Source organism: Shigella flexneri 2a str. 301, assembly GCF_000006925.2.
Taxonomy (GTDB): domain Bacteria; phylum Pseudomonadota; class Gammaproteobacteria; order Enterobacterales; family Enterobacteriaceae; genus ECMA0423.
Genome location: NC_004337.2, coordinates 923,759 through 945,784 on the forward strand (window position 1 = coordinate 923,759; position 22,026 = coordinate 945,784).

The 22,026-nt window shown below is 49.5% G+C and carries 15 protein-coding genes, 1 pseudogene and 3 other annotated features; of the genes and pseudogenes, 9 read left to right on the forward strand and 7 right to left on the reverse strand.

From position 1 onward, the window contains the following. The first annotated feature begins 74 nt into the window (after window positions 1–74). From ybhH to ybhJ, 3 genes are all read left to right on the forward strand, one after another. Window positions 75–1,022, forward strand: coding sequence for a hypothetical protein (gene ybhH / locus SF0890; protein NP_706813.2), 948 nt, complete (start codon window positions 75–77; stop codon window positions 1,020–1,022). Between the two features lie 138 nt (window positions 1,023–1,160). Further along, window positions 1,161–2,531: a membrane pump protein gene (gene ybhI / locus SF0891; RefSeq protein ID NP_706814.2), complete on the forward strand. Its 1,371-nt coding sequence runs from the start codon at window positions 1,161–1,163 to the stop codon at window positions 2,529–2,531. A gap of 182 nt (window positions 2,532–2,713) precedes the next feature. Continuing rightward, window positions 2,714–4,894, forward strand: coding sequence for a hydratase (gene ybhJ, locus SF0892; RefSeq protein NP_706815.2), 2,181 nt, complete (start codon window positions 2,714–2,716; stop codon window positions 4,892–4,894). 140 nt (window positions 4,895–5,034) lie between these two features. On the opposite strand, the gene ybhC is transcribed toward ybhJ, so the two are convergent. The 7 genes from ybhC to ycaO all read right to left on the reverse strand — a co-directional run bounded on the left by ybhC (window position 5,035) and on the right by ycaO (window position 15,292). Continuing rightward, window positions 5,035–6,318, reverse strand: coding sequence for an acyl-CoA thioesterase (gene ybhC, locus SF0893; protein ID NP_706816.1), 1,284 nt, complete (start codon window positions 6,316–6,318; stop codon window positions 5,035–5,037). Window positions 6,319–7,391: 1,073 nt separating this feature from the next. Beyond that, window positions 7,392–8,655: a mobile genetic element, on the reverse strand. Beyond that, window positions 7,435–8,253: an insertion sequence element IS600 protein gene (locus SF0895; RefSeq protein ID NP_706818.1), complete on the reverse strand. Its 819-nt coding sequence runs from the start codon at window positions 8,251–8,253 to the stop codon at window positions 7,435–7,437. Its footprint overlaps the feature before it by 819 nt. After that, on the reverse strand, window positions 8,289–8,591 hold the full coding sequence (locus SF0896; RefSeq protein ID NP_706819.1) for an insertion sequence element IS600 transposase: 303 nt from the start codon (window positions 8,589–8,591) through the stop codon (window positions 8,289–8,291). Its footprint lies within the feature at window positions 7,392–8,655. Further along, window positions 8,655–8,836, reverse strand: a mobile genetic element (partial). Window positions 8,837–8,999: 163 nt before the next feature. Next, the gene (gene pflA / locus SF0897; RefSeq protein NP_706820.2) at window positions 9,000–9,740 is read right to left on the reverse strand and encodes a pyruvate formate lyase-activating enzyme 1; all 741 of its coding nucleotides are present in this window, start codon (window positions 9,738–9,740) and stop codon (window positions 9,000–9,002) included. Window positions 9,741–9,931: 191 nt separating this feature from the next. Continuing rightward, complete coding sequence (pflB, locus tag SF0898) at window positions 9,932–12,214, reverse strand: formate acetyltransferase 1 (RefSeq protein NP_706821.1); 2,283 nt, start codon at window positions 12,212–12,214, stop codon at window positions 9,932–9,934. Between the two features lie 54 nt (window positions 12,215–12,268). Then, complete coding sequence (focA, locus tag SF0899; RefSeq protein NP_706822.2) at window positions 12,269–13,126, reverse strand: formate transporter; 858 nt, start codon at window positions 13,124–13,126, stop codon at window positions 12,269–12,271. 405 nt (window positions 13,127–13,531) lie between these two features. Then, complete coding sequence (ycaO, locus tag SF0900; RefSeq protein ID NP_706823.2) at window positions 13,532–15,292, reverse strand: hypothetical protein; 1,761 nt, start codon at window positions 15,290–15,292, stop codon at window positions 13,532–13,534. 129 nt (window positions 15,293–15,421) lie between these two features. Between ycaO and SF0901 the strand changes: the two are divergent. The 6 genes and pseudogenes from SF0901 to cmk all read left to right on the forward strand — a co-directional run bounded on the left by SF0901 (window position 15,422) and on the right by cmk (window position 21,917). Further along, window positions 15,422–16,048 (forward strand): annotated as a pseudogene (locus tag SF0901). 198 nt (window positions 16,049–16,246) lie between these two features. Next, window positions 16,247–17,335, forward strand: a complete 1,089-nt coding sequence (serC, locus tag SF0902; RefSeq protein ID NP_706825.1) for a 3-phosphoserine/phosphohydroxythreonine aminotransferase — start codon at window positions 16,247–16,249, stop codon at window positions 17,333–17,335. Between the two features lie 70 nt (window positions 17,336–17,405). Then, complete coding sequence (aroA, locus tag SF0903) at window positions 17,406–18,689, forward strand: 3-phosphoshikimate 1-carboxyvinyltransferase (RefSeq protein NP_706826.1); 1,284 nt, start codon at window positions 17,406–17,408, stop codon at window positions 18,687–18,689. A gap of 58 nt (window positions 18,690–18,747) precedes the next feature. Next, window positions 18,748–20,175 (forward strand) — a mobile genetic element. After that, a complete protein-coding gene (locus tag SF0904) occupies window positions 18,815–20,161 on the forward strand; it encodes an insertion sequence IS4 transposase InsG (protein ID NP_706827.1) in 1,347 nt (448 codons plus the stop codon). It overlaps the preceding feature by 1,347 nt. 121 nt (window positions 20,176–20,296) lie before the next feature. Next, complete coding sequence (gene ycaL / locus SF0905; RefSeq protein ID NP_706828.2) at window positions 20,297–21,061, forward strand: heat shock protein; 765 nt, start codon at window positions 20,297–20,299, stop codon at window positions 21,059–21,061. A gap of 172 nt (window positions 21,062–21,233) precedes the next feature. Further along, a complete protein-coding gene (cmk, locus tag SF0906; protein ID NP_706829.1) occupies window positions 21,234–21,917 on the forward strand; it encodes a cytidylate kinase in 684 nt (227 codons plus the stop codon). Window positions 21,918–22,026 lie beyond the last annotated feature (109 nt).

Genomic DNA, 22,026 nt, shown 5'->3' on the forward strand with positions numbered 1-22,026 from the left:
GTGGAACCTCGAGGGGCGCGTTCCTGTTAGCGGAACATTTACCCGAAGATCAAACGCAGCGCGATAAAATATTGATGGCAATTATGGGTTCCGGTAACGATCTGGAAATTGACGGTATTGGCGGCGGTAATCCACTGACCAGTAAAGTCGCCATTATTAGCCGTTCCAGCGATCCGCGTGCTGATGTCGATTATCTGTTTGCTCAAGTTATCGTCCATGAGCAACGTGTCGATACCACGCCTAACTGCGGCAATATGCTGTCTGGCGTAGGGGCATTCGCCATTGAAAATGGTTTGATTGCAGCGACTTCGCCAGTTACCCGTGTACGTATCCGCAACGTCAATACGGGTACGTTCATCGAAGCTGATGTGCAAACGCCAAATGGTGTTGTCGAGTACGAGGGTAGCGCCAGAATTGACGGCGTACCGGGTACTGCCGCACCGGTTGCGCTCACTTTCCTGAATGCCGCTGGAACGAAAACTGGAAAAGTTTTCCCGACTGATAATCAGATTGATTATTTTGACGATGTCCCGGTGACCTGTATCGATATGGCGATGCCAGTCGTCATTATTCCGGCTGAATATCTGGGAAAAACAGGTTATGAATTACCGGCGGAACTGGATGCCGACAAAGCATTATTAGCCCGCATTGAATCTATCCGGCTACAAGCGGGTAAAGCAATGGGCTTAGGTGATGTCAGTAATATGGTTATCCCTAAACCTGTGCTTATTTCTCCAGCGCAGAAAGGCGGGGCAATTAATGTGCGTTATTTTATGCCGCATTCTTGCCATCGCGCGCTGGCGATAACCGGTGCTATTGCTATTTCCAGTAGTTGTGCATTGGAAGGCACCGTCACCCGACAAATCGTCCCTTCTGTAGGATATGGCAATATCAATATTGAACACCCCAGTGGTGCGCTCGACGTTCATTTAAGTAATGAAGGTCAGGATGCCACGACGTTACGCGCATCTGTTATTCGGACAACCAGAAAAATATTTTCCGGTGAAGTTTATCTTCCCTGAAAAAATTCGTTGTCAGGATAAGGACAATCAATAAAGGACTTCTGTATGAGTCATACAGAAAGAACAGGATTTTAAATGAATAAGAAATCGTTATGGAAGCTAATTCTGATATTAGCGATCCCATGTATTATTGGTTTTATGCCAGCTCCGGCAGGATTAAGCGAACTGGCGTGGGTGCTTTTTGGTATTTACCTGGCGGCCATTGTGGGTCTGGTTATCAAGCCTTTCCCGGAACCTGTCGTACTGTTAATTGCCGTTGCTGCCTCAATGGTGGTGGTCGGTAACTTATCCGACGGTGCGTTTAAGACCACCGCCGTATTAAGCGGTTACTCTTCAGGTACTACCTGGCTGGTGTTCTCGGCGTTTACCTTAAGCGCCGCATTTGTGACCACCGGTTTAGGTAAACTTATTGCCTATCTGCTGATTGGTAAAATCGGTAACACCATGCTGGGTCTGGGTTACGTTACGGTATTCCTCGATCTGGTACTGGCTCCGGCAACACCGTCTAACACCGCGCGTGCGGGCGGCATTGTGTTACCGATCATCAACAGCGTGGCGGTGGCTTTGGGGTCCGAACCGGAAAAAAGTCCGCGTCGTGTCGGACATTACCTGATGATGTCCATTTACATGGTCACCAAAACCACCAGCTATATGTTCTTTACCGCAATGGCGGGGAACATTCTGGCGCTGAAAATGATCAACGACATTCTGCACCTGCAAATTAGCTGGGGTGGATGGGCGCTGGCCGCCGGATTGCCGGGCATCATTATGCTGCTGGTCACCCCGCTGGTAATTTACACCATGTATCCACCAGAAATTAAAAAGGTGGATAACAAAACCATCGCTAAAGCGGGCCTTGCCGAACTGGGACCGATGAAAATCCGCGAAAAAATGCTGCTCGGTGTCTTTGTGCTGGCGCTACTGGGCTGGATTTTCAGTAAGTCTCTGGGGGTTGATGAATCCACTGTGGCAATCGTTGTTATGGCGACCATGCTGCTGCTGGGTATCGTTACCTGGGAAGACGTGGTTAAAAATAAAGGCGGCTGGAATACCTTAATCTGGTACGGCGGTATTATCGGCTTAAGCTCCTTATTATCGAAAGTTAAATTTTTCGAATGGTTAGCTGAAGTCTTTAAAAATAACCTGGCATTTGATGGTCACGGTAACGTTGCTTTCTTCGTTATTATTTTCCTCAGCATCATCGTGCGTTATTTCTTCGCTTCCGGTAGTGCCTATATCGTTGCTATGTTACCTGTATTTGCCATGCTGGCGAACGTCTCCGGCGCACCGTTAATGTTAACCGCGCTGGCACTGTTGTTCTCCAACTCCTATGGCGGCATGGTTACTCACTATGGCGGCGCGGCAGGTCCGGTCATCTTTGGCGTGGGTTACAACGATATTAAATCCTGGTGGTTGGTCGGTGCGGTACTGACGATATTAACCTTCTTGGTGCATATCACCCTCGGCGTGTGGTGGTGGAATATGCTGATCGGCTGGAACATGCTGTAAATATACTCGTCATACTTCAAGTTGCATGTGCTGCGTCTGCGTTCGCTCACCCCAGTCACTTACTTATGTAAGCTCCTGGGGATTCACTCACTTGTCGCCTTCCTGCAACTCGAATTATTTAGAGTATATCCATTTATTATCTTTCTGCGCACTTCACGGTGCGCAGATATCTGGAGCATTTGATGATCAAGTTATCTGAAAAAGGCGTGTTTCTCGCCAGTAATAACGAAATAATTGCCGAAGAACATTTCACCGGCGAAATTAAAAAAGAAGAAGCAAAAAAAGGCACTATTGCCTGGTCTATTCTCTCTTCTCATAATACGTCCGGAAATATGGATAAACTTAAAATTAAGTTTGATTCATTAGCCTCTCACGATATTACCTTTGTTGGTATTGTACAGACCGCTAAAGCGTCCGGAATGGAACGTTTCCCGCTGCCGTATGTGCTGACCAACTGCCATAACTCACTCTGCGCCGTCGGCGGCACCATTAACGGTGATGACCATGTTTTTGGTTTATCGGCAGCTCAGCGTTATGGCGGTATTTTTGTGCCTCCGCATATTGCGGTCATCCATCAATATATGCGTGAGATGATGGCTGGCGGGGGCAAAATGATCCTCGGGTCAGACAGCCACACCCGTTACGGTGCATTAGGGACAATGGCAGTCGGTGAGGGTGGCGGTGAGTTGGTAAAACAGCTGCTTAATGACACCTGGGATATCGACTATCCGGGCGTGGTTGCGGTGCATCTGACCGGAAAACCTGCGCCGTATGTGGGGCCACAGGATGTGGCGCTGGCTATCATTGGCGCGGTGTTCAAAAACGGTTACGTCAAAAACAAAGTCATGGAGTTCGTTGGACCGGGCGTTAGCGCGCTCTCTACCGATTTCCGTAACAGCGTTGACGTGATGACCACGGAAACCACCTGTTTAAGCTCCGTCTGGCAAACTGATGAAGAAGTGCATAACTGGCTGGCGCTGCACGGTCGCGGTCAGGATTACTGCCAGCTTAACCCTCAACCGATGGCGTACTACGATGGCTGCATCAGCGTTGATTTAAGCGCCATCAAACCAATGATTGCGCTGCCGTTCCACCCGAGCAACGTGTATGAAATCGACACACTGAACCAGAACCTGACCGACATTCTGCGTGAGATTGAAATTGAGTCCGAACGCGTGGCGCACGGTAAAGCCAAACTCTCGCTGCTGGATAAAGTGGAAAATGGTCGCCTGAAAGTGCAGCAGGGGATTATCGCGGGCTGTTCTGGCGGTAACTACGAAAACGTCATCGCGGCGGCGAATGCACTGCGCGGTCAATCCTGTGGCAATGACACCTTCTCGCTGGCGGTTTACCCGTCATCACAGCCGGTGTTTATGGATCTCGCCAAAAAAGGTGTGGTAGCAGATTTGATTGGCGCAGGCGCAATCATCAGAACCGCATTCTGTGGCCCATGCTTTGGCGCGGGCGATACGCCAATCAACAACGGTTTGAGTATTCGCCACACCACGCGTAACTTCCCGAACCGCGAAGGCTCTAAGCCAGCCAATGGGCAGATGTCAGCGGTGGCGTTGATGGACGCTCGTTCTATCGCTGCGACTGCGGCAAACGGTGGCTATTTAACCTCTGCCAGCGAACTTGATTGCTGGGACAACGTGCCGGAGTACGCCTTCGATGTAACGCCGTATAAAAACCGTGTTTATCAGGGCTTTGTGAAAGGGGCAACTCAGCAACCGCTGATTTACGGACCGAACATTAAAGACTGGCCGGAATTGGGTGCGCTGACTGACAATATCGTCCTGAAAGTGTGCTCGAAGATCCTCGACGAAGTCACCACCACCGACGAACTGATTCCTTCCGGTGAAACCTCTTCTTATCGTTCAAATCCGATTGGTCTGGCGGGGAATGTCAGCGAGCTGACAGAGGTGTTTGCGCGCATTAAGCAGATTGCTGGTCAGGAGCATATTGATCCGCTGCAAACTGAAATTGGCAGCATGGTCTATGCGGTGAAACCAGGCGATGGTTCTGCGCGTGAACAGGCGGCGAGCTGCCAGCGTGTGATTGGCGGTCTGGCGAATATTGCCGAGGAGTACGCGACTAAACGCTACCGTTCTAACGTCATCAACTGGGGGATGTTACCGCTGCAGATGGCGGAAGTGCCAACCTTTGAAGTGGGGGATTACATTTACATCCCTGGCATTAAAGCGGCGCTGGATAATCCGGGTACGACGTTTAAAGGTTATGTGATCCATGAAGATGCGCCGGTAACGGAAATTACGCTTTACATGGAAAGCCTGACGGCTGAAGAGCGCGAGATTATCAAGGCGGGTAGTTTGATTAACTTCAATAAAAACCGTCAGATGTAAAAAGCGCCATGTGAATGTAGGTCGCATTCGGCACTTATTGTCGGATGCGATGCTGGCGCATCTTATCCGACCTACAAATCGCATCGAACCGTAGGCCGGATAAGGCGTTTACGCCGCATCCGGCAAATAGTTAATAGCTCTTACTTCTTCTCCTCTGCAACCACTTTGCTGCCCACGCCGCGGTTATTGTATTCCCACATGCGGTTGTAGTTAGTGTCATTCAGATTGCGCTGTATTTCGTCGTTATCATCTACGCTGCCGGTATTACCCGCAAACGGACGATTAGAGATCACCGCATCGGCCCACGGTTTAGCCGTGTTAAAACCTTCGTTGATGGCGCTATCACGGATCACCACCTGACCGTTGGTATTAGCATCAACATCCAGCGAGCGGCCCAGTTGCGCCACGCCATCACCGGAAGCATTGAAACGGCTGTTTACGGCGAGGAAACCGTAATAGATGTTAGACAGCGTAGCCGGTGCAAACACATATGCTTCTTGCTGGGTACGTGAGTTCACCACGCGGAATTCGGTGTTATCGAACACCACTGCGCCGCGACCAGAAACGATATCCACATCCCCTTCAATATAGCTGTTGGTCACCAGCGTACGCGGCTGACGGTTGGTTTCCAGACGGTTCTGCACACCGCTGTTGGTGACAAAGAAGGTGTTCTGACGACCGAGAATGTTAACGTTGTTAATCTGTACTTGGTCACCGTCAGTACGCAGTGCTACCGCCGGATGGTTACCTGCATCTACGCTATCGCCCAGCGTGTTTTCGATGGTCAGATTTTGCAGTTGCAGTCCATTGTTTTGTGACCAGAAGACCGCAGAACACAGAACACCGATACTGTCGCTGCGTTTGCTCTGGCAGCTATCGTACATATACCACGCTGGTTTACCTGGCATATATTTGCCGCGCGGGTTGACGTCGTGACGCCAGTCGGCAGGGCTCATGCCCCCATCAAGGGAAAGCCCAATCTTCACATCAATCGGTTTTTCACCTGTACCGTACAGAGTGATTCCACCTGGAGCAGCAGGGACATACACCGTTCCCTGATACTCACCAGGCATCACGGCAATATACTGGCGCTTGTTGGTGCGCTTGATAATTGCCGCATCTACCGCCGCCTGAATCGTGGTATGCGTTACACCTTGAGTACCCGCCGGGCCGACAACAAAGTCAGGTTGCGCAGGCAGGGTTATCGGGGACGGATTCCACGCTGCAGCACCTGGTGTCAGGGATGCAAAATAGTGTTGCGCATCGAAATTCAGCGCTTCTTTTGCCGACAGAATCGGGCGAGAAGAGGTACCAGGCGCAGTTTGATCAGAAGGACGTTGATCGGGTGGTGTTGAGCTACAGGCGGTCAGCGTCACGCCAAAAGCCAATGCCAGCGCCAGACGGGAAACTGAAAATGTGTTCACAGGTTGCTCCGGGCTATGAAATAGAAAAATGAATCCGTTGAAGCCTGCTTTTTTATACTAAGTTGGCATTATAAAAAAGCATTGCTTATCAATTTGTTGCAACGAACAGGTCATTATCAGTCAAAATAAAATCATTATTTGATTTCAATTTTGTCCCACTCCCTGCCTCTGTCATCACGATACTGTGATGCCATGGTGTCCGACTTGTGCCCGAGAAGATGTTGAGCAAACTTATCGCTTATCTGCTTCTCATAGAGTCTTGCAGACAAACTGCGCAACTCGTGAAAGGTAGGTGGATCCCCTTCGAAGGAAAGACCTGATGCTTTTCGTGCGCGCATAAAATACCTTGATACTGTGCCGGATGAAAGCGGTTCACGACGAGTAGATGCAATTATGGTTTCTCCGCCAAGAATCTCTTTGCATTTATCAAGTGTTTCCTTCATTGATATCCCGAGAGCATCAACATGCAATGTTGTAGGGATGGCAATTTTTACGCCTGTTTTGCTTTGCTCGACATAAAGATATCCATCTACGATATCAGACCACTTCATTTCGCATAAATCACCAACTCGTTGCCCGGTAACAACAGCCAGTTCCATTGCAAGTCTGAGCCAACATGGTGATGATTCTGCTGCTTGATAAATTTTCAGGTATTCGTCAGCCGTAAGTCTTGATCTCCTTACCTCTGATTTTGCTGCGCGAGTGGCAGCGACCGGGTTTGTTGTTATATGGCCTTCAGCTATTGCCTCTCGGAATGCATCGCTCAGTGTTGATCTGATTAACTTGGCTGATGCCGCCTTGCCCTCGTCTATGTATCCATTGAGCATTGCCGCAATTTCTTTTGTGGTGATGTCTTCAAGTGGAGCATCAGGCAGCCCCCTCCTTATTGCTTTAATTTTGCTCATGTAATTTATGAGTGTCTTCTGCTTGATTCCTCTGCTGGCGAGGATTTTTTCGTAGCGATCAAGCCATGAATGTAACGTAACAGAATTATCACTGTTGATTCTCGCTGTCAGAGGCTTGTGTTTGTGTCCTGAAAATAACTCAATGTTGGCCTGTATAGCTTCAGTGATTGAGGTGTACTGGCAATAGCGGACACTACCATTTGTTCTTTTTTTAAGCAGTCATCTGATGATATTTTTCCCTGAAGGCTGCCGGGGAGATATTCCCCAGACGAGAGTGACGACGCTGACGATTGTAGAAAATCTCAATGTATTCCCGTATTACTGAGATGGCTTCATCCCGGTTATTAAAACGATAGTGGCTCAGGCTCTCATTTTTCAGCGTTCCCCAGAAGCTTTCCATCGGAGCGTTGTCGTAACAGTTACCTTTACGCGACATTGATGTTTTCAGACCAGACTGCTCCTGTATGACCCGGTAATCGTATGCGCAGTACTGTGAACCTCGATCAGAGTGGTGGATTAGCCCGGCAGGTGGGCGCTGGCTCCTGAGCGCCATAAACAGGGCTTTACCTGTCAGCTCTTTTGTCATGCGCTCTCCCATGGCGTAGCCGACAATTTCGCACGTATAAACATCTTTGATGCCAGCGAGGTACAACCATCCCTCCTGTGTGGCAACATACGTCAGGTCCGCCACCCAGACCTGATTTGGTGCTGTAGGAGCGAACGTCTGGTTCAGCAGATTTGGCGCAACTGGCAGATTGTGGTTCGGGTTCGTAGTCGCTCTGAACTTGCGTTTCTGCTTACAGCGTAGCCTCAGCTCCTTACGAAGACGTGCCAGTCGGTCACGACCAACGATGATGCCATTCTCTGCCAGCTCCGTCTGGAGCCGCCGGGTTCCATATGTTTCGCGAGTGCGGATATGTGCCACCTTAATCTCCAGTTTTAGCCGCTCATCACTTTGTTTTCTGTCTGAGGGTTCATGCTGTACCCAGTTGTAATAACCGCTCCTGGATACACCAAATACCTGACACATCGCTTCAATGGGAAATTGTTGTCGCCATTGTTCGATTAACGCGTATTTTTCAGCGACTCCTGTGCAAAATACGCTGTTGCTTTTTTTAATATATCTCGCTCAAGGCGAGCTTCATTTAACGCCTTACGCAGTTGCAGAATTTCAGATTCCAGTTCAGCCACCGTGCGGGAACCAGGAGTACCGAGCCCTTTTCTGGCGGCGGTAACCCATTGTCCTAAAGTGCCTTCAGGAAGGGATAATCGGGAAGCGCCTTCACTGATCGAAAGTTGATTTTCAAGAACCGTTCTGACAGCTTCGGCTTTGAACTCTTTAGAGTAACGTTGGGTTTTTCTGCTCATTATTAGCTCCTTCTGATGCCATTCTATTTCAGGAAGGAGTGTCCGTTAAACTCAGGCTACCTCACTGTAGTTGCCATGTTTTACGGCAATGAGAGCAGAGATAGCGCTGATGTCCGGCAGTGCTTTTGCCGTTACGCACCACGCCTTCAGTAGCGGAGCAGGAAGGACATCTGATGGAAATGGAAGCCACGCAAGCACCTTAAAATCACCATCATACACTAAATCAGTAAGTTGGCAGCATTACCGGTATTCGATGGGGAAGAACTTCACGCGAGCTATTATCAGTCGTTATTATCTCAGGTACGGGATATGGTAGATGCACTATAAGATGTGTTAAAAACGCTGTAGCAGAATGAAGCGCGGAATAAAAAAGCGGCAACTCAATAAAGTTGCCGCTTTACGAGGAAATTAGAACATTACCTTATGACCGTACTGCTCAAGAATGCCTTTCACGCGTTCCATGGTCTCTTTCTTCGGTGGTTTAACACCATCGAGTTTGTATTCTTCACCCATCGCCACCCATTTGTGTTTGCCCAGTTCGTGGTAGGGGAGAAGTTCGATTTTCTCAACGTTACCCATATCACGGGTAAATTCACCGAGGCGATGTGCCGAATCGTCATCGTCAGACCAGCCTGGGACAACAACGTAGCGGATCCACACCTTCACATTTTTGTTCGCCAGATATTTAGCGAACTCCAGCGTGCGGTGGTTGGAAACTCCAACCAGATTTTGGTGGATCTCGTCGTTCATCTGTTTGAGATCGAGCATTACCAGGTCGGTTACTTCCAGCAGTTCATCAATCACCGGATCGTAACGACGAACAAAACCGTTGGTATCCAGACAGGTATGAATGCCTTCTTTTTTACAGGCGCGGAACCAGTCACGAACAAACTCAGCTTGCAGGATTGCTTCACCGCCGGATGCGGTAACGCCGCCGCCGGAAGCGTTCATAAAGTGGCGATAGGTCACCACTTCCTTCATCAAATCTTCAACGGTAACTTCTTTACCGCCATGCGTGTCCCAGGTGTCGCGGTTATGACAATACAGGCAGCGCATCAGGCAGCCCTGGAAAAAGGTGATAAAGCGAATACCTGGGCCGTCTACGGTTCCACAGGATTCAAAGGAGTGAATGCGACCAATAACTGACATTGCGGTGTTTCTCCAGATGTGGCCCATCTGAGGCCGTGTTGGTGCGCAGCTCGAAGGCTACGTCGAGTCTGTTTTGGCAGTCACCTTAAAGTATAGATAGCTGACAAAAAAGGCTCTCGTGCTAAAAAAGGCCCCACTTTCGTGGAGCCTTTATTGTACGCTTTTTACTGTACGATTTCAGTCAAATCTAATTACATAGATTGAGTGAAGGTACGAGTAATAACGTCCTGCTGCTGTTCTTTAGTCAGCGAGTTGAAACGTACTGCGTAGCCAGATACACGGATGGTCAGCTGCGGATATTTTTCCGGGTTTTCCATCGCGTCGAGCAGCATTTCACGGTTCATCACGTTAACGTTCAGGTGCTGACCACCTTCGATGGATGCTTCGTGGTGGAAGTAACCATCCATCAGACCAGCCAGGTTGGTCTTACGAACTTCGTCGTCTTTACCCAGTGCGTTCGGAACGATAGAGAAGGTGTAGGAGATACCATCTTTAGCGTAAGCAAACGGCAGTTTAGCAACGGAAGTCAGAGACGCTACAGCACCTTTCTGGTCACGACCGTGCATCGGGTTAGCACCCGGTCCGAACGGCGCGCCAGCACGACGACCGTCTGGGGTGTTACCAGTTTTCTTACCATACACAACGTTAGAAGTGATGGTCAGAACAGACTGAGTCGGGATAGCGTCACGGTAGGTGTGCAGTTTCTGAATTTTCTTCATGAAACGTTCTACCAGGTCAACAGCCAGGTCATCTACACGCGGATCATTGTTACCAAACTGCGGGTATTCGCCTTCGATTTCGAAGTCGATAGCCAGACCGTCTTCGTCACGAATCGGTTTAACTTTCGCATATTTGATTGCAGACAGGGAGTCAGCAGCAACGGACAGACCAGCGATACCACACGCCATGGTGCGGATAACGTCACGGTCGTGCAGCGCCATCAGAGAGGCTTCGTAGCTGTACTTGTCGTGCATGTAGTGGATGATGTTCAGTGCAGTGATGTACTGTTTAGCCAGCCAGTCCATGAAGTGATCCATGCGCTCCATCACTTCATCGTAGCTCAGGAGATCGCCTTTGATCGGTTCAGACTTCGGACCAACCTGCATTTTCAGTTTTTCGTCAACGCCGCCGTTGATTGCGTACAGCATGGTTTTCGCCAGGTTTGCACGCGCACCGAAGAACTGCATTTGTTTACCAACGATCATCGGGCTTACGCAGCAAGCGATAGCGTAGTCATCGTTGTTGAAGTCCGGACGCATCAGGTCATCGTTCTCATACTGCAGAGAAGAGGTGTCGATGGACACTTTAGCGGCGAATTTCTTGAAGTTCAGCGGCAGTTTTTCAGACCACAGAATGGTCATGTTCGGTTCCGGAGACGGCCCCATAGTGTACAGGGTGTTCAGGAAACGGAAGCTGTTTTTGGTAACCAGGGTACGACCATCGAGGCCCATACCACCGATAGATTCGGTTGCCCAGATTGGGTCGCCAGAGAACAGTTCATCGTATTCCGGAGTACGCAGGAAGCGAACCATACGCAGTTTCATGACCAGGTGGTCAACCATTTCCTGCGCTTCTTGTTCGGTGATCTTGCCAGCTTTCAGGTCACGTTCGATGTACACATCCAGGAAGGTGGAGGTACGACCGAAGGACATTGCAGCACCGTTCTGAGACTTAACAGCAGCCAGGTAGCCGAAGTAAGTCCACTGGATAGCTTCCTGAGCGTTGGTAGCCGGACCAGAGATGTCGTAGCCGTATTTCGCAGCCATTTCTTTCATCTGACCCAGAGCGCGGTGCTGTTCAGCGATTTCTTCGCGCAGACGGATAGTCTGTTCCAGGTTTACGCCGTTTTCCAGATCAGCCTGTAGAGAGGTGAACTGAGCGTATTTGTCTTTCATCAGGTAGTCGATACCGTACAGCGCAACGCGACGGTAGTCACCGATGATACGGCCACGGCCATAAGCATCTGGCAGACCGGTCAGAACACCGGATTTACGGCAACGCAGGATGTCCGGAGTGTAAACGTCGAACACGCCCTGGTTGTGAGTTTTACGGTATTCAGTGAAGATTTTTTTGATCATCGGGTCCAGTTCGCGGTTGTACGCTTTGCAGGAACCTTCGATCATTTTGATACCACCGAACGGGATAAGAGCACGTTTCAGCGGAGCTTCAGTCTGCAGACCAACAACTTTTTCCAACGCTTTATTGATGTAGCCAGCGTCGTGAGAGGTGATGGTGGAAGCAACAGCGGTGTCAAAATCAACTGGCGCGTGAGTGCGGTTTTCCAGTTTAACACCTTCCATTACTTTGTCCCACAGGGTGGTGGTCGCTTCAGTAGCGCCAGCCAGGAAGGACTCGTCACCCTCGTACGGAGTGTAGTTTTTCTGAATGAAGTCACGGACGTTTACTTCATTCTGCCAGTCACCTTTGGTAAAACCTTCCCAGGCTGTGGCTAACTTTTCATTAAGCTCGGACATGTAACACCTACCTTCTTAAGTGGATTTTTTATTTACTGCGTACTTCGACAACCATTAATGGTGATCGTTTTCACGCAGGTAAATGACCCAGTATGTCAACCCAACCAACAAACCACCGCCGATAATATTACCGATCGTAACCGGGATCAGGTTATCAGTGATGAAGTTCATCACGGTCAGGTGAGAAAAATTTTCCGGTGCAGAACCGACAGCGGTCCAGAATTCCGGAGATGCGAAGTCGCGGATTACAATACCCATCGGGATCATAAACATGTTTGCGATACTGTGCTCAAAACCGCTGGCAACAAACATCGCGACCGGCAGCACCATAATGAACGCTTTGTCCATCAGGCTGCGGCCAGAATAACTCATCCATACTGCCAGACATACCATCAGGTTTGCCAGGATACCAAGACAGACGGCCTCAATAAAAGTATGGTGCACTTTGTGGTCGGCGGTTTGTAGGACGTTTAGTCCCCATTGACCATTTGCGGTCATATACTCGCCGGAAAGCCACATTAAAAGTACAAACAGCAGTGCGCCGACCAGGTTGCCAAAATAGACATTTAGCCAGTTTTTAGCCAACTGACACCAGGTGATGCGCCCACTCGCCTTAGCAACAACAATCAACACTGTGGAAGTAAAGAGATCGGCTCCGCAGACAACACAAAGAATCAGCCCCAGAGAGAAGCAAATGCCGCCAACCAGTTTTGCCATGCCGAAGGGCATTGTGCCTGTGCCAGTGGTTGCTGTGATATAGAAGACGAATGCGATTGAGATGAAAACACCGGCGGTAATCGCCAGATAGAAAGTCTTAAGCGGATGTTTCGTTGCTTTATAGACACCCGCCTCTTCGGCCACTTTGGCCATTGCAGCAGGAAGTAAAAGATCAAAAGGGTTGTCAGCTTTCACACTAACTCTCTCTTTATTAAGTCGGCGACGAGATACTAACAAAGCATTATAGATGAGAAATTGATATAGATCATATCTCGCCTGGCTTATAGGCCCGTAACTCGCATGGTTTTTATGCAAATACGGAGTAACTATTTGATTATCCAAATAAAAATAAATTTTAAAAATTAACAAATGAGTTGAATTTTTTCCGCATCCTCCGCTAAAACAGTTAATTAAAAGGGAGCATCAGGCGAATAAAGTAACAATATAGATCGTATTTATTAAATACAAATTACCGATATTTAACCTTATAATTACAATTATTTTATTAATGCAAATATATGTAAAGCGGGGCATTAAAAAAACGCCCCGTAATATAACTCAGACTAATCATTAAGCCTACATTGCGTAGGCTATTTGATTTTATTTTGCCCAGAATGCTGCTTTGGCGCGCTGCAGCTTTTCGTAGGCCTTCAACAACGACTGATGTGCAGCAAACGCGTGCAGATCGCTATCTACCGGTTGCAGGCCGTAAAACGCCGCTTCGCCGCTCATTGCCGCACTGGCGGCTTCTACGGCATCTGCGCCGTACATGCGAACAAACGCATTCAGATATTGCAGCGGCTGGCGATCTTCTTCCTGTGCCAGTAATAACAACGTTTGCAGGCAGCGATAATAGTTGGCGCGTTCCGGACTAAATACTGATGAGTTAAACTCCATCGTCCATTCGGTCCAGACCAGAGCCTGTTCCAGATCGCCACCAGCCAGCGCCAGCATGGCTTTTAATTCACCGATACGCAGGGTGTACCAACCGTTATCCGACCCGGTCGCCAGACCCAACAGCTCACGCACGCGGGTAAAGTCATCAAAACCTTCTTCATCCAGTTGCTCGATGAGGTTCAGGTAATCTTCTTTTTCCCACTCGCTGCCTGGTAGCGAAAGAATCGTTTCACGTAAATGGCTGCCCATACTGTTATTCGCGAGCCACAGATCTTCAGCCGGATAAATATCGGACATGCCAGGCACGATAATACGGCAAGCATAAACGCCCAGATGCTCGTAATCGGCAATATAAACTTCTTTATCTTCTTTGTTGAAGATAGCCATCAGCGTAGCAAACTCTTCTTCCGTGGTGCCGGAGAAATTCCAGTCCACAAACGGATAATCGGCATCCTGCTTGAACAGGTCCCAGGAGATTAAACCGCTGGAATCGATAAAGTGCGTTTCGAGGTTGGTATGTTCAGCGACTTCTTCATCATCGAAGGTTGGCGGAGTAAACACATCCAAATCTTTCAGGCCACGACCTTGCAGCAGCTCGGTCACGGTACGTTCCAGTGCTACGCCAAAATCAGGATGCGCACCGAAAGAGGCAAAGCAGGTGCCGTTTGCAGGATTAAACAGTACCACGCAAATCACCGGATACTGGCCGCCAAGGGAACCATCATATGCGAAGATCGGGAAACCTTCTGTTTCCAGTGTTTCGATCGCTTCAACCACCGCTGGGTAACGCGCCAGCACGTCTGCCGGGATTTCCGGCAAGCTGATGCTTTCAGCAATAATGCGGTTTTTCACGTAGCGTTCGAAAACTTCGGACAACCCCTGAACGCGTGCTTCGTTGCGGGTATTGCCAGCGGACATACCGTTAGAAACGTACAGGTTACCAATGATATTCATCGGAATATAAACGGTCTGATTGTCGGACTGGCGCGTAAACGGCAGACCGCAAATACCACGATCTTCGTTACCGGATTGTAGGTCAATCAGCATACTGCCGGTCAATTCATTCTCCGGATCGTAAAATGCGCGCAGACGGTCATCGAGCAGCCCTTCTGGCACATCGTCATTTTCGCTCAGTGGGAACCATTTTTCGTTGGGATAATGCACAAATGGACCGTTGGCGATGGTTTCGCCCAGCCAGAAATCAGCAAAAAAGTAGTTGGTTGAGAGACGCTCGAAATATTCACCGAGTGCAGAAGCCAGCGCCGCTTTCTTGGTTGCGCCTTTACCGTTGGTAAAACACAGTGCGCACTCTTTGTCGCGAATATGTACAGACCAGACGTTAGGCACGGGATTCAGCCAGGAGGCCTCTTCAATCTGAAAGCCGAGGTCTGAAAGTTTTTGCTGGAAGCGAGCGATGGAATCTTCCAGAGCGGCATCTTTGCCGGGGATAAATGTTTGCGTCATGAAAATCACTTTAGTCGTACGGAAAGCGCGCAATAATACGGGTTTTATCTCAAAGGCGCTATCACCGCCGCCATGCCGATGAACTGTTGACTATGCTTTTAGCGGATAAACCACGTTAAGAGCATAAAAATGAAGGCGTTCGATCTCCACCGTATGGCATTTGATAAAGTGCCTTTTGATTTCCTTGGCGAAGTTGCACTACGTAGTCTTTATACCTTTGTACTGGTTTTTTGTTCCTCAAAATGACCGGAAGACGCGGTGTGCGACAGATGTCGCTGTTTGAAGTGTTAATCATTCTCACGCTGGGTTCAGCGGCGGGAGATGTGGCGTTTTATGATGATGTGCCGATGGTGCCGGTACTTATCGTCTTTATCACTCTGGCGTTGTTATACCGCCTGGTAATGTGATGGCGAGCTGGCCTGGTCGAAACTCAATAACTCCAACATGACGGAATTTGAGTTCTTTATGGAGCTACGATTGCGTGGCGTGGAGCAGCTGGGGCAGGTACGTCTGGCGATTCTCGAAACCAACGGGCAAATCAGTGTCTATTTCTTTGAAGATGACAAGGTGAAACCGGGTTTACTTATTTTACCCAGTGATTGTACGCAGCGTTACAAAGTGGTGCCGGAGTCGGCGGACTATGCCTGCATTCGTTGTAGTGAAATCATTCATATGAACGCGGGGGAAAAACAATTATGTCCGCGCTGTGCAAATCCAGAATGGACGAAGGCAAGTCGGGCAAAACGGGTGACCTGACAGTAAAAACATCGGCTTTTTGCTAATAATCCGAGAGATTCTTTTGTGTGATGCAAGCCACATTTTTGCCCTCAACGGTTTTACTCATTGCGATGTGTGTCACTGAATGATAAAACCGATAGCCACAGGAATAATGTATTACCTGTGGTCGCAATCGATTGACCGCGGGTTAATAGCAACGCAACGTGGTGAGGGGAAATGGCTCAAATCTTCAATTTTAGTTCTGGTCCGGCAATGCTACCGGCAGAGGTGCTTAAACAGGCTCAACAGGAACTGCGCGACTGGAACGGTCTTGGTACGTCGGTGATGGAAGTGAGTCACCGTGGCAAAGAGTTCATTCAGGTTGCAGAGGAAGCCGAGAAGGATTTTCGCGATCTTCTTAATGTCCCCTCCAACTACAAGGTATTATTCTGCCATGGCGGTGGTCGCGGTCAGTTTGCTGCGGTACCGCTGAATATTCTCGGTGATAAAACCACCGCAGATTATGTTGATGCCGGTTACTGGGCGGCAAGTGCCATTAAAGAAGCGAAAAAATACTGCACGCCTAATGTCTTTGACGCCAAAGTGACTGTTGATGGTCTGCGCGCGGTTAAGCCAATGCGTGAATGGCAACTCTCTGATAATGCGGCTTATATGCATTACTGCCCGAATGAAACCATCGACGGTATCGCCATCGACGAGACGCCAGACTTCGGCAAAGATGTGGTGGTCGCCGCCGACTTCTCTTCAACCATTCTTTCCCGTCCGATTGACGTCAGCCGTTATGGTGTAATTTACGCTGGCGCGCAGAAAAATATCGGCCCGGCTGGCCTGACAATCGTCATCGTTCGTGAAGATTTGCTGGGTAAAGCGAATATCGCGTGTCCGTCGATTCTGGATTATTCCATCCTCAACGATAACGGCTCCATGTTTAACACGCCGCCGACATTTGCCTGGTATCTATCTGGTCTGGTCTTTAAATGGCTGAAAGCGAACGGCGGTGTAGCTGAAATGGATAAAATCAATCAGCAAAAAGCAGAACTGCTATATGGGGTGATTGATAACAGCGATTTCTACCGCAATGACGTGGCGAAAGCTAACCGTTCGCGGATGAACGTGCCGTTCCAGTTGGCGGACAGTGCGCTTGACAAATTGTTCCTTGAAGAGTCTTTTGCTGCAGGCCTTCATGCACTGAAAGGACACCGTGTGGTCGGCGGAATGCGCGCGTCTATTTATAATGCCATGCCGCTGGAAGGCGTTAAAGCGCTGACAGACTTCATGGTTGAGTTCGAACGCCGTCACGGTTAATGCCGAAATTTTGCTTAATCCCCACAGCCAGCCTGTGGGGTTTTTATTTCTGTTGTAGAGAGTTGAGTTCATGGAATCCCTGACGTTACAACCCATCGCTCGTGTCGATGGCACTATTAATCTGCCCGGTTCCAAGAGCGTTTCTAACCGCGCTTTATTGCTTGCGGCATTAGCACACGGCAAAACAGTATTAACCAATCTGCTGGATAGCGACGACGTGCGCCATATGCTGAATGCATTAACAGCGTTAGGGTTAAGCTATACGCTTTCAGCCGATCGTACGCGTTGCGAAATTATCGGTAACGGCGGTCCATTACACGCAGAAGGTGCCCTGGAGTTGTTCCTCGGTAACGCCGGAACGGCAATGCGTCCGCTGGCGGCAGCTCTTTGTCTGGATAGCAATGATATTGTGCTGACCGGTGAGCCGCGTATGAAAGAGCGCCCGATTGGTCATCTGGTGGATGCGCTGCGCCTGGGCGGGGCGAAGATCACTTACCTGGAACAAGAAAATTATCCGCCGTTGCGTTTACAGGGCGGCTTTACTGGCGGCAACGTTGACGTTGATGGCTCCGTTTCCAGCCAATTCCTCACCGCACTGTTAATGACTGCGCCTCTTGCGCCGGAAGATACGGTGATTCGTATTAAAGGCGATCTGGTTTCTAAACCTTATATCGACATCACACTCAATCTGATGAAGACGTTTGGTGTTGAAATTGAAAATCAGCACTATCAACAATTTGTCGTAAAAGGCGGGCAGTCTTATCAGTCTCCGGGTACTTATTTGGTCGAAGGCGATGCATCTTCGGCTTCTTACTTCCTGGCAGCAGCAGCAATCAAAGGCGGCACTGTAAAAGTGACCGGTATTGGACGTAACAGTATGCAGGGTGATATTCGCTTTGCTGATGTGCTGGAAAAAATGGGCGCGACCATTTGCTGGGGCGATGATTATATTTCCTGCACGCGTGGTGAACTGAACGCTATTGATATGGATATGAACCATATTCCTGATGCGGCGATGACCATTGCCACGGCGGCGTTATTTGCAAAAGGCACCACCACGCTGCGCAATATCTATAACTGGCGTGTTAAAGAGACCGATCGCCTGTTTGCGATGGCAACAGAACTGCGTAAAGTCGGCGCGGAAGTGGAAGAGGGGCACGATTACATTCGTATCACTCCTCCGGAAAAACTGAACTTTGCCGAGATCGCGACATACAATGATCACCGGATGGCGATGTGTTTCTCGCTGGTGGCGTTGTCAGATACACCAGTGACGATTCTTGATCCCAAATGCACGGCCAAAACATTTCCGGATTATTTCGAGCAGCTGGCGCGGATTAGCCAGGCAGCCTGAATGAACAACGGGCAATAAATAGCCAAATCTTTCTTTATCAAAACGTCGGCACATTGTCGTAATGCCGATCAGTTAAGGATCAGTTGACCGATCCAGTGGCTGTGTAAGAATCCGGAAACGCTCACTTGTTTCCGGATTTTTTTATGCACATTGGACAGGCTCTTGATCTGGTATCCCGTTACGATTCTCTGCGTAACCCACTGACTTCTCTGGGGGATTACCTCGCCCCCGAACTCATCTCTCGTTGCCTTGCCGAATCAGGTACTGTAACGCTACGCAAGCGCCGTCTTCCCCTCGAAATGATGGTCTGGTGTATTGTTGGCATGGTGCTTGAGCGTAAAGAACCTCTTCACCAGATTGTGAATCGCCTGGACATCATGCTGCCGGGCAATCGCCCCTTCGTTGCCCCCAGTGCCGTTATTCAGGCCCGCCAGCGCCTGGGAAGTGAGGCTGTCCGCCGCATGTTCACGAAAACAGCGCAGCTCTGGCATAACGCCACGCCGCATCCGCACTGGTGCGGCCTGACCCTGCTGGCCATCGATGGTGTGTTCTGGCGCACACCGGATACACCAGAGAACGATGCAGCCTTCCCCCGCCAGACACATGCCGGGAACCCGGCGCTCTACCCGCAGGTCAAAATGGTCTGCCAGATGGAACTGACCAGCCATCTGCTGACGGCTGCAGCCTTCGGCACGATGAAGAACAGCGAAAATGAGCTTGCTGAGCAACTTATAGGACAAACCGGCGATAACACTCTGACGTTAATGGATAAAGGTTATTACTCACTGGGACTGTTAAATGGCTGGAGCCTGGCGGGAGAACACCGCCACTGGATGATACCTCTCAGAAAGGGAGCGCAATATGAAGAGCTCAGAAAACTGGGTAAAGGCGATCATCTGGTGAAGCTGAAAACCAGCCCGCAGGCACGAAAAAAGTGGCCGGGACTGGGAAATGAAGTGACAGCCCGCCTGCTGACCGTGACGCGCAAAGGAAAAGTCTGCCATCTGCTGACGTCGATGACGGACGCCATGCGCTTCCCCGGAGGAGAAATGGCGGATCTGTACAGTAATCGCTGGGAAATCGAACTGGGATACAGGGAGATAAAACAGACGATGCAACTGAGCAGGCTGACGCTGAGAAGTAAAAAGCCGGAGCTTGTGGAGCAAGAGCTGTGGGGTGTCTTACTGGCTTATAATCTGGTGAGATATCAGATGATTAAAATGGCGGAACATCTGAAAGGTTACTGGCCGAATCAACTGAGTTTCTCAGAATCATGCGGAATGGTGATGAGAATGCTGATGACATTGCAGGGCGCTTCACCGGGACGTATACCGGAGCTGATGAGCGATCTTGCAAGTATGGGACAACTTGTGAAATTACCGACGAGAAGGGGAAGGGCCTTCCCGAGAGTGGTAAAGGAGAGGCCCTGGAAATACCCCACAGCCCCGAAAAAGAGCCAGTCAGTTGCTTAACTGACTGGCATTACGGCACATTGTCGGCGTTTTTTTTCGGACCTTGTGAGTCATTTTGATTAATGGTAGCGTCGCTTGTCAATGTAAGTTGTTGATACATAATATTTATATATGATTAATCAACGGATGATTCACATGAAGAATACTAAATTACTGCTGGCGATTGCGACCTCTGCAGCATTACTGACAGGGTGTCAAAATACCCACGGTATTGATACCAATATGGCTATCAGCTCCGGTTTAAATGCCTATAAAGCAGCAACATTAAGCGATGCCGATGCAAAAGCGATTGCCAATCAGGGCTGTGCCGAAATGGACAGCGGCAATCAAGTCGCAAGTAAATCCAGCAAGTACGGTAAACGTCTGGCAAAAATCGCCAAAGCATTGGGTAACAATATTAATGGCACGCCGGTCAACTATAAGGTTTATATGACCAGCGACGTCAACGCATGGGCGATGGCGAACGGCTGTGTTCGTGTCTACAGTGGCCTGATGGACATGATGAATGACAACGAAATTGAAGGTGTTCTGGGCCATGAACTGGGCCACGTCGCGTTGGGTCACTCGCTGGCTGAAATGAAAGCTTCTTATGCGATCGTTGCCGCACGCGATGCCATTTCAGCTACCAGCGGTGTGGCTTCCCAGCTTTCCCGCTCACAATTGGGTGATATCGCAGAAGGCGCTATTAATGCTAAATACTCCCGTGATAAAGAGTCCGAAGCAGATGATTTCTCTTTTGATCTGTTGAAGAAACGTGGCATCAGCACCCAGGGGCTGGTTGGCAGCTTTGAAAAACTGGCTAGCCTGGATGGCGGTCGCACCCAGTCCATGTTTGACTCTCACCCACCATCAACAGAGCGTGCGCAACACATCCGTGATCGTATCGCCTCTGGTAAGTAAATCATTGTCATCTTTCGGGCTGGTCTTCTGCCAGCCCGCTATAATTGCGCAATAAATCCCCATCTGAATACAGACAAAACTGGTTTTTGCACACAACGTTAACGATTTGTGGCGTCGGCGCGTATAATGCGCGCGGTTATGTTAACGGTACGCCTGTTTTAAGGAGATAAAGATGACGGCAATTGCCCCGGTTATTACCATTGATGGCCCAAGCGGTGCAGGGAAAGGCACCTTGTGTAAGGCTATGGCGGAAGCGTTGCAATGGCATCTGCTGGACTCGGGTGCAATTTATCGCGTACTGGCATTGGCGGCATTACATCACCATGTTGATGTTGCGTCGGAAGATGCGCTGGTACCGCTGGCATCCCATCTGGATGTACGTTTTGTGTCGACCAATGGCAATCTGGAAGTGATCCTCGAAGGGGAAGATGTCAGCGGCGAAATTCGTACTCAGGAAGTGGCGAATGCGGCTTCACAAGTCGCGGCATTCCCACGCGTTCGTGAAGCATTATTGCGTCGCCAACGCGCGTTTCGCGAATTACCAGGTCTGATTGCCGATGGCCGCGACATGGGAACGGTGGTATTCCCTGATGCACCAGTGAAAATTTTCCTTGACGCCTCCTCGGAAGAACGTGCGCATCGCCGCATGCTACAGTTGCAGGAGAAGGGCTTTAGTGTTAACTTCGAGCGCCTTTTGGCCGAGATCAAAGAACGCGACGACCGCGATCGTAACCGAGCGGTAGCGCCACTGGTTCCGGCAGCCGATGCTTTAGTGTTGGATTCCACCACCTTAAGCATTGAGCAATTGATTGAAAAAGCGCTACAATACGCGCGCCAGAAATTGGCTCTCGCATAAGCGACCGAATTTGCAGTACCCCCGTTGCAATGGAATGACAGCGGGTATGTTAAACAACCCCATCCGGCATGGAGCCAGGTGGACGTTAAATATAAACCTGAAGATTAAA

Excerpts from the sequence above, each read along its gene's own strand:
- ybhH (NP_706813.2), top strand. The coding sequence starts at position 75 with ATGGCAATTATGGGTTCCGGTAACGATCTGGAAATTGACGGTATTGGC.
- ybhI (NP_706814.2), top strand. The coding sequence starts at position 1,161 with ATGCCAGCTCCGGCAGGATTAAGCGAACTGGCGTGGGTGCTTTTTGGT.
- ybhJ (NP_706815.2), top strand. The coding sequence starts at position 2,714 with ATGATCAAGTTATCTGAAAAAGGCGTGTTTCTCGCCAGTAATAACGAA.
- SF0895 (NP_706818.1), bottom strand. The coding sequence starts at position 8,253 with ATGTGTCAGGTATTTGGTGTATCCAGGAGCGGTTATTACAACTGGGTA.
- SF0896 (NP_706819.1), bottom strand. The coding sequence starts at position 8,591 with ATGAGCAGAAAAACCCAACGTTACTCTAAAGAGTTCAAAGCCGAAGCT.
- pflA (NP_706820.2), bottom strand. The coding sequence starts at position 9,740 with ATGTCAGTTATTGGTCGCATTCACTCCTTTGAATCCTGTGGAACCGTA.
- pflB (NP_706821.1), bottom strand. The coding sequence starts at position 12,214 with ATGTCCGAGCTTAATGAAAAGTTAGCCACAGCCTGGGAAGGTTTTACC.
- ycaO (NP_706823.2), bottom strand. The coding sequence starts at position 15,292 with ATGACGCAAACATTTATCCCCGGCAAAGATGCCGCTCTGGAAGATTCC.
- serC (NP_706825.1), top strand. The coding sequence starts at position 16,247 with ATGGCTCAAATCTTCAATTTTAGTTCTGGTCCGGCAATGCTACCGGCA.
- aroA (NP_706826.1), top strand. The coding sequence starts at position 17,406 with ATGGAATCCCTGACGTTACAACCCATCGCTCGTGTCGATGGCACTATT.
- ycaL (NP_706828.2), top strand. The coding sequence starts at position 20,297 with ATGAAGAATACTAAATTACTGCTGGCGATTGCGACCTCTGCAGCATTA.
- cmk (NP_706829.1), top strand. The coding sequence starts at position 21,234 with ATGACGGCAATTGCCCCGGTTATTACCATTGATGGCCCAAGCGGTGCA.